General features: G+C 41.4%; 6 protein-coding genes and 2 rRNA genes. 2 read left to right on the forward strand and 6 right to left on the reverse strand.

The window, feature by feature from the left end; genetic code table 11:
- Position 1 precedes the first annotated feature (1 nt).
- From CRJ00_RS10350 to CRJ00_RS10360, 3 genes are all read right to left on the reverse strand, one after another.
- Entirely contained in the window at positions 2–193 is a 192-nt protein-coding gene (locus CRJ00_RS10350) for a hypothetical protein (protein ID WP_099366802.1), read from the reverse strand.
- Positions 194–217: 24 nt separating this feature from the next.
- Positions 218–2,365, reverse strand: coding sequence for a cytochrome-c oxidase, cbb3-type subunit I (gene ccoN / locus CRJ00_RS10355; RefSeq protein ID WP_099366803.1), 2,148 nt, complete (start codon positions 2,363–2,365; stop codon positions 218–220).
- A gap of 341 nt (positions 2,366–2,706) precedes the next feature.
- On the reverse strand, positions 2,707–3,321 hold the full coding sequence (locus CRJ00_RS10360) for a lytic transglycosylase domain-containing protein (protein WP_245153203.1): 615 nt from the start codon (positions 3,319–3,321) through the stop codon (positions 2,707–2,709).
- Between the two features lie 375 nt (positions 3,322–3,696).
- Here CRJ00_RS10360 and CRJ00_RS10365 point away from each other — a divergent pair, with 375 nt between their 5' ends.
- Positions 3,697–5,112 carry a pseudouridine synthase gene (locus CRJ00_RS10365; protein WP_099366805.1) on the forward strand — a complete coding sequence of 472 codons (1,416 nt, stop codon included), beginning with the start codon at positions 3,697–3,699 and terminating at the stop codon, positions 5,110–5,112.
- A 110-nt stretch (positions 5,113–5,222) separates the two neighbouring features.
- Positions 5,223–5,690: a nucleoside triphosphate pyrophosphohydrolase family protein gene (locus CRJ00_RS10370; protein ID WP_099366806.1), complete on the forward strand. Its 468-nt coding sequence runs from the start codon at positions 5,223–5,225 to the stop codon at positions 5,688–5,690.
- Between the two features lie 134 nt (positions 5,691–5,824).
- Here CRJ00_RS10370 and CRJ00_RS10375 read toward each other — a convergent pair whose 3' ends face one another.
- The 3 genes from CRJ00_RS10375 to CRJ00_RS10385 form a co-directional block, all read right to left on the reverse strand.
- Positions 5,825–6,784, reverse strand: coding sequence for a TIGR01212 family radical SAM protein (locus CRJ00_RS10375; protein ID WP_099366807.1), 960 nt, complete (start codon positions 6,782–6,784; stop codon positions 5,825–5,827).
- A gap of 321 nt (positions 6,785–7,105) precedes the next feature.
- Positions 7,106–7,217, reverse strand: a 5S ribosomal RNA gene (gene rrf / locus CRJ00_RS10380).
- 168 nt (positions 7,218–7,385) lie between these two features.
- Positions 7,386–7,623: ribosomal RNA gene (locus CRJ00_RS10385) — 23S ribosomal RNA — on the reverse strand; the annotation flags it as partial.

A 7,623-nucleotide genomic window follows, 5' to 3' on the forward strand; every position in this document is an offset into this window, starting at 1 on the left:
ATTATTTCGATTCAGGTAAGTTCTTCAATTCATTTTCAGACTCCTCAAACGGTAGTTCTTTCATGTAATCAACAAAGCTCTTTTTCATCCGGATCAACATGATCGAAACCGCAATGAAGAATGTTAAGAAGATCAACAAGGAGATTATCATATAAATCTCGTCCCCATGTAAGTCAGTAATTTGCTTCCACATAGCTTTTAATTTTTTAGATAGTCATTAATTAGAACCATTTGATGCTGCTGCTTCCTCTTTTTTCGCTGGAGCAGCTTTAATATCCGTACCTAAACGTTGTAGGTAAGCGATCATGGCTACAATTTCCTTCGTAGGTTCTACTTGAACCTGGTTGGCTGCAAGGTCTTTCGTAATGGCTGCTGCCTGTGCCTGCGCATGTTCAACAGCGTTGATCACCTCGTCATCACTATACGGAACACCTAGATTTCTCATGGCTTTCATTTTCGCAGTTAAGTATTTATAACTGATCTCCTGATCGATCAACCATGGGTATGGAGGCATGATACTTCCTGGTGATGTGATGGTCGGATCCAACATATGGTCATAATGCCATTTATGTGGATACTTACCACCGATACGGTGCAAATCTGGTCCAGTACGTTTCGATCCCCAAAGGAATGGCATATCGTAAATGAACTCCCCTGCTTTGGAATACTCGCCGTAACGAGCGGTCTCCGAACGGAATGGGCGGATAGTTTGTGAGTGACAGTTAACACATCCCTCACGGATATACAGGTCCCTTCCTGTCAATTCCAGGGCGGTATAAGGTTTAACCGATTCGATCTTCGGAATATTACTGCTGACCGTAAAAGTTGGGATCATCTCTACCAAACCACCAATCAAGATAGCGATCAAGGATAGCACCATGAATAAAAGCGGCTTACGCTCTAAACGACGGTGTTGTGCTCTTTCTGTAACCACTACTGGTTCTAGAGCTGGTGCTTCAGCAGGCTCATCAGCCAATAGCGATCCTGTTTTAATGGTTTTCACCAAGTTGTAGGTCATCAGAATTACTCCAGATAAGTACAATAAACCACCTACCGCACGCATCATGTGCATTGGAAGAATCTCTAAGGTAGTTGCCAAGAAGTTAGGATATTTCAATACACCTTCTGGTGTAAAGTCCTTCCACATCAAACCTTGTACAACAGCTGCCCAATACATCGGGATAGCGTAGAAAAGAATACCTAATGTACCGATCCAGAAATGGGTATTCGCCAATTTCTTAGAATATAGTTGAGTTCTATAGATTCTAGGGATCAACCAATATAAGATGGCGAAGGTCATGAATCCGTTCCAACCTAGAGCACCTACGTGAACGTGGGCAACGATCCAGTCAGTAAAGTGCGCAATCGCATTTACTTGTTTTAGGGATAGCATCGGTCCTTCAAAAGTAGCCATACCATAACAGGTCAATGCGACTACCATGAATTTCAATGTAGGTTCTGTACGAACTTTATCCCATGCTCCACGAAGGGTCAATAGACCATTGATCATACCTCCCCAACTTGGGGCGATCAACATGATCGAGAACACCACACCTAAAGATTGTACCCAGCTCGGTAGCGAGGTATACAACAAGTGGTGAGGACCTGCCCAGATATAGATAAAGATTAACGACCAAAAGTGAAGGATACTTAATTTATAAGAATAAACAGGACGGTTAGCCATCTTAGGTAAGAAATAGTACATCATCCCTAAGAATGGGGTAGTCAAGAAGAATGCAACCGCATTGTGGCCATACCACCACTGCACCAAGGCATCCTGAACACCTGCATAAACGTAATAACTCTTCCACATCGAAATTGGCAACTGTACAGAGTTAACAATATGCAGTACAGCAACGGTTACAAACGTGGCAATGTAGAACCAAACGGCTACATACATATGACGTTCTCTACGTTTAATAATAGTACCGAACATGTTAACACCAAAAACCACCCAGATAATGGTAATGGCTAAATCGATCGGCCATTCCATTTCCGCATATTCATGCGAAGTGGTCAGACCTAGAGGAAGGGTAATTGCGGAGGCTACAATGATTAATTGCCATCCCCAGAAATGGATTTTACTTAGCATATCGCTAAACATCCTAGCTTTTAGCACCCGTTGCATGGAGTAATAAGCTCCCATGAAGATTGCATTTCCCACAAACGCAAAAATCACAGCATTGGTGTGCAATGGTCTAATCCGACCAAATGTTGTAAACTGCAACCCGAAGTTGACTTCCGGCCATACCAGCTGACATGCAGCGATTAGGCCGACCGTCATACCGATGATTCCCCAGATTACAGTCGCGATTCCAAAATCTCTGACAATCTTGTTGTCATAATTAAATTGCTCTACCTGCATTATTCTTTATATTAAGTTAACTTGTTCAAAAGTAGCAGTATCACGATGACATTCTAATGATAATAGGAAGCAAGAAATAATGATATGAATCACTTTTTTAAGTTATGCGCTCAGATAGGCCATAGGCAGGTTATTTTTCCGTTTTCATTGGTTAGATGTGCTACGCAATCACTAATAAATTTAATAAACACTTTTTAAATTTACCAACATGACAGAAGATTTGCGTGACATTCCTATGACAGGGTAAAATTTGTTTACTTTTCAGAAAGGAATAAATAGAAAAAGGAAACCTTTTGGGTTTCCTTGCATATATAATAAATAAGATTGTTCTTCTTGAGGGCTTAGCCTTTTTCCAAAACCGTCTTCATGGAGATGATTTTGTAGACATAAGCGGCTGTTTCGGCATTTAATTTTAGGTCGTAATAGTTGTCCTTGCGTTGTCTTTTTAAAGAACCGCGAAGGCTTCCACCGCCCACGTTGTAGGCTGCAGCTACTAGGGTCCAGTCACCAAACTCACTATAAAGTGATTTCAGGTACCGTGCTGCTGCGTGGGTAGATTTGGTTAGGTCTAAACGATCATCCACTTTGCCGTTGACACGTAATCCATAAAGCCTTGCAGTAGCTGGCATGAATTGCCAATAACCACCTGCGCCTTTATGCGATGTAGTTCCAGGATTCAGACTACTTTCAACTACCGCAATGTATTTGAAATCGTCGGGAATACCATAGCTTTTGAGGATTTTGGCGATCCGAGGTAGGAGTTGGTCCGCCTTGCGATGAATCTGATGCGATGATCGCTCTAAATAAGAAAACTTGCGCAGGTACTTGTCCAATTTACGCTTAACGCTTTCTTGTTCCAATGGAATCTCTTCATTCGCGAATGAGATGCTCGAATAAAAATCATCCTTTTCATTCTTTTTCAATTCAGCCAACGTTGTTGCTACATTGGTTTTCATTGAATGGTTTAACGCCTTTCTAAAAGGGTCCGAAACCATGTCTGGCTGTGGGTTTGAGTACAGTTTTGACAACAACATTACAGTCAAAAGTGCACTACAACATAATACTCTTTTTTTTATCATTCAATCCCTTACTGCTATCCTATCCACGCGTAAAATACCGATCAAAAGACAGCTTGGTGAAAATCAAGCTCCAAAGGTAAGACATATTTTGTTATCTACCAAATAGTTATGAGTTTTAACAGTTTTTAACCGTTTAAAAAGCCTCTAACACACCTTATAAGGGACATTGAAACATTTACAAATAAAAAAGAGTAAAATCAATTAATATCAATTAATATAGCTATCTTTGTAGCTCAATTTTTTTTGAAAATTATGCCATTTAGTAGCAACAGGAACAGTCGAGACGACAAGTCCAGAAAAAACAGAAGCAACTCAGAAAGCTTTGGAGACCGTAAAAGATCCGATAAAGGTTCTTTTAACGCAAAAAGAGATTCCAACCGTAATTCATCCGACAATTTCCGTAACAACGATAGAGACCAAAAATTTGGCCGCTCCGATAACCGTGATGGAGGATTCAAGAAATTCGATCGTTCGGAAGGAGGATTTAAGAAATTTGATAAATCTGAAGGTAGAGATTCAGGTTTCAAGAAATTCGACCGCGATAAGAAATTTGATCGTTCCGAAGGAAGAGATCGCTCAGAAGGAGGATTCAAGAAGTTCGATAAATCTGAAGGAGGATTCAAAAAATTTGATCGTTCGGAAGGAAGAGATTCAGGTTTCAAGAAATTCGACCGGGATAAGAAATTTGACCGTTCGGAAGGTAGAGACCGTTCGGAAGGAGGATTCAAGAAATTTGACCGTTCCGAAGGAAGAGATTCAGGTTTCAAGAAATTCGACCGGGATAAGAAATTCGACCGTTCAGAAGGAAGAGATCGTTCTGAAGGTGGGTATAAGAAATTTGACAGAGACAGTAAATTTTCTGGAAAGCGCGAAGATCGTGGCGACAGAAAAACAACTTATAGAACAAGAAAACCTGCGCAAGAGCGTTCATTCGCTGAGCCTGAAGATGATGGCTTGATCCGTTTGAACCGTTATATTGCCAATTCAGGTATTTGTTCACGCCGTAAAGCGGATGAATTGATCGAAGCTGGTGTAATTTCTGTGAACGGTGTTGCCGTAACGGAATTAGGCACCAAGGTAGATCCTGCAAAAGACGAAATCAGATACAATGATGAGCGTTTGAAGCGTGAGAAAATGGTCTATGTGTTATTGAATAAACCAAAGGACTATATTACCACCACGGATGATCCTCAGGAGCGCAAAACGGTGATGCAATTAGTATCCAAAGCGACCAAGGAAAGAATCTATCCGGTTGGGCGTTTGGATAGAAATACCACAGGATTGCTGTTGTTGACCAATGACGGAAACCTGGCGGAAAAATTATCCCACCCAAGAAATAACATCAGCAAGATCTACAATGTGGAGTTGGACAAGAGCCTTACACAAGGTGATTTCAATAAGATCCAATTCGGTGTGGAATTGGAAGATGGTTTTGTGAAACCTGATGATCTGAGTTATGTAATGGGTGCTTCCAAACGTGAAGTAGGCATTCAGATCCACTCTGGTAAAAACCGTATCGTTCGTCGTATATTCGAATCTTTAGGTTATGATGTGGTTAAATTGGACCGTGTGGTCTATGCGAACCTGACCAAAAAAGATCTTCCTCGCGGACGTTGGAGATACTTGGATGATAAAGAAATCATACAGTTGAAACACTTAATGAAATAATAGAAGAAGGCACGTAAGTGCCTTTTTTTATTGTATAATCTGGAATTGATGCCCTTTCATTTTTCATAAATTCCGCTATCTTTCGTATTTTTAATAAAATTTGAATTATTATGACAGACCCAAAATGTTTAACTTCAGTTGCTGAGTTCCATACTACCTTTCAACATCCTATTCTAGATAAACCAACCATCCCTTCAGAAGCTCGGTGTAAGCTACGAGTTTCCCTGATTGCCGAAGAATTGAAAGAGCTTCAAGAGGCCATCGATGATAAGGATTTGGTGGAAATTGCGGATGCCCTTTGCGATATTCAATATGTATTGTCGGGTGCCATCCTGGAATTCGGATTGAAGGATAAATTCAACGATCTATTCAATGAAGTTCAGCGTTCCAATATGAGCAAAGCCTGCACAACAGAACAAGAAGCCATCGAAACCCAAGCACACTACAAAGCAAAAGGAGTGGATTCTTATTATAAAGAAATTGATGGTAAATATTTGGTGTTCCGTGAAGGCGATGACAAGACCTTGAAATCCATCTATTATTCTCCTGCGGATCTGAAGTCTATTGTGGAGCGATAGATCGCTATCTGCTAACTTAAGGAAACTTGTTTTAGGTAAATAATATGGAAAAAGTTTAAGTTACATTTAAAGCATAAAAGAGGGCTGAAATTGATTTCAGCCCTCTTTTATGTTTTATATAAGTAATACAGTTCTTAAACAATTGCTTCGGGAACATAGGCTGAACCTTGTTTCACACCCAGTTCTTCCAATCCCTTATCGATCTTTGTCTGTATCCCTGATTTTGGAAATCCCCAATTTGGAGCGATCAAAAGCTCTTTATCAGCTATTCCAAAAATCCGTTGGATAATAATATCTGGTCTCAATAAAGGAATGAATTTCGCAAGGAATTCGGTATAACCTTCAATGGTAAACAATTCGAAGGGCTCCCGTTTATATTTGACACCCATGATCGAACCTTCTACAATATGTAAATGATGCAGTTTAACAAACTTGATCTTTGGATGTTTATTGATCTCCTCCGCATATTTCAACATCATTTCTTCCGTTTCCCAAGGAAAACCAAAGATGGTGTGCACACAAAGGTCTAGATTGGTGTTCTCCAACATCTTCATGGCATGATTGAATTCATCGTGGGAGCAACCTCTATTAATGCGTTCCAGTGTTTCATTATAGATGGATTCCATCCCCATCTCCAGATCCACATCGAACCTATCGGTGTAACTCTCCAAGAGAGCAATCTTCTCAAAATCCAAACAATCGGGTCTTGTACCCACCGATAAACCAAGGGTATGTTCCGGACAGATGCTCAAGGCTTCATCATACATCATCTTCAACAGATGAGTCGGCGCATAGGTATTGGTATTGGGCTGAAAATAGATAATGAATTTCTCGGCACCATAACTATTGCGCGCACGAGCAATCCCATTCTCCACCTGCTCCTTTATACTTGGGATCTTCCTAGCCGTATCCGGCGTAAAAGAATCCACATTACAATAGGTACATCCCCCGTAGCCTTTACTGCCATCCCTGTTCGGACAGGTAAAATTACCATCCACAATGACCTTAAAAACCCGCTGCCCCGCATATTTCTCCTTCAGGTAAGCCCCATAATGGTTATATGGTTTAACCCCGTTATCTAGTTGTGTACCCATTGGTTGCAAAGATACAAAAACTCAAAGAGTTTTTTTTAGTATTAAGTAGTTAGTATTTAGTAGTTAGACCTATGGCGCCCTCCGTCATTGCGAGGAGGTACGAGGAAGCAATCTTTGGATATGCGGCGCCCTTTGTAATGCTGTGATCGAATCTTTGTCATCCTGAGCGCAGTCGAAGGATCTGTACGGATGCCACATGTAGATGCTTCGACTACGCTCAGCATGACATGCGGGAAGATTGCTTCGTTCCTCGCAATGACGCGTAGGGTGCATAAAAAGAGAAAGCCCCGTCATCTATCGATAACGGGGCTCCTTTGTAAAATTAGGCGCCGACCTACTCTCCCACCTGTTACGGCAATACCATCGGCTCTGGCGGGCTTAACTTCTCTGTTCGGAATGGGAAGAGGTGGACACCGCCGATATAGGCACCTGAAGATCTTTATGAGATATTGTTCTGATATATTTGACATGGTATGTAGCACGCATGCAGCAGTCTAAATACTAACTACTAAATACTAAATACTACTGTCAATGCCGGCTGGCATTGACATGTTATTGGAAGAAAGGATCAAAAAAGAGAGAGGACAACAGTACTATCCGCATTGGAAAGCTTCGGGTTATTAGTACCACTCGGCTTTGGTCTCTCAACCTTTACACCTGTGGCCTATCAACGTCGTCATCTCCGACGGCCCTTATGAGGAAGTCTCATCTCGTGGCTAGTTTCGCACTTAGATGCTTTCAGCGCTTATCTATCCCGGACGTAGCTACCCTGCCGTACACCTGGCGGCATAACAGGTTCACCAGCGGTCCGTCCAACCCGGTCCTCTCGTACTAAGGTC

It is taken from the genome of Sphingobacterium sp. 1.A.4 (assembly GCF_002734245.1).
Classification (GTDB): domain Bacteria; phylum Bacteroidota; class Bacteroidia; order Sphingobacteriales; family Sphingobacteriaceae; genus Sphingobacterium; species Sphingobacterium tenebrionis.

What these genes read in the sequence shown, in the direction of transcription:
- CRJ00_RS10350 (WP_099366802.1), bottom strand. Translation starts at nt 193, where the DNA reads ATGTGGAAGCAAATTACTGACTTACATGGGGACGAGATTTATATGATA.
- ccoN (WP_099366803.1), bottom strand. Translation starts at nt 2,365, where the DNA reads ATGCAGGTAGAGCAATTTAATTATGACAACAAGATTGTCAGAGATTTT.
- CRJ00_RS10365 (WP_099366805.1), top strand. Translation starts at nt 3,697, where the DNA reads ATGCCATTTAGTAGCAACAGGAACAGTCGAGACGACAAGTCCAGAAAA.
- CRJ00_RS10360 (WP_245153203.1), bottom strand. Translation starts at nt 3,321, where the DNA reads ATGAAAACCAATGTAGCAACAACGTTGGCTGAATTGAAAAAGAATGAA.
- CRJ00_RS10370 (WP_099366806.1), top strand. Translation starts at nt 5,223, where the DNA reads ATGACAGACCCAAAATGTTTAACTTCAGTTGCTGAGTTCCATACTACC.
- CRJ00_RS10375 (WP_099366807.1), bottom strand. Translation starts at nt 6,784, where the DNA reads ATGGGTACACAACTAGATAACGGGGTTAAACCATATAACCATTATGGG.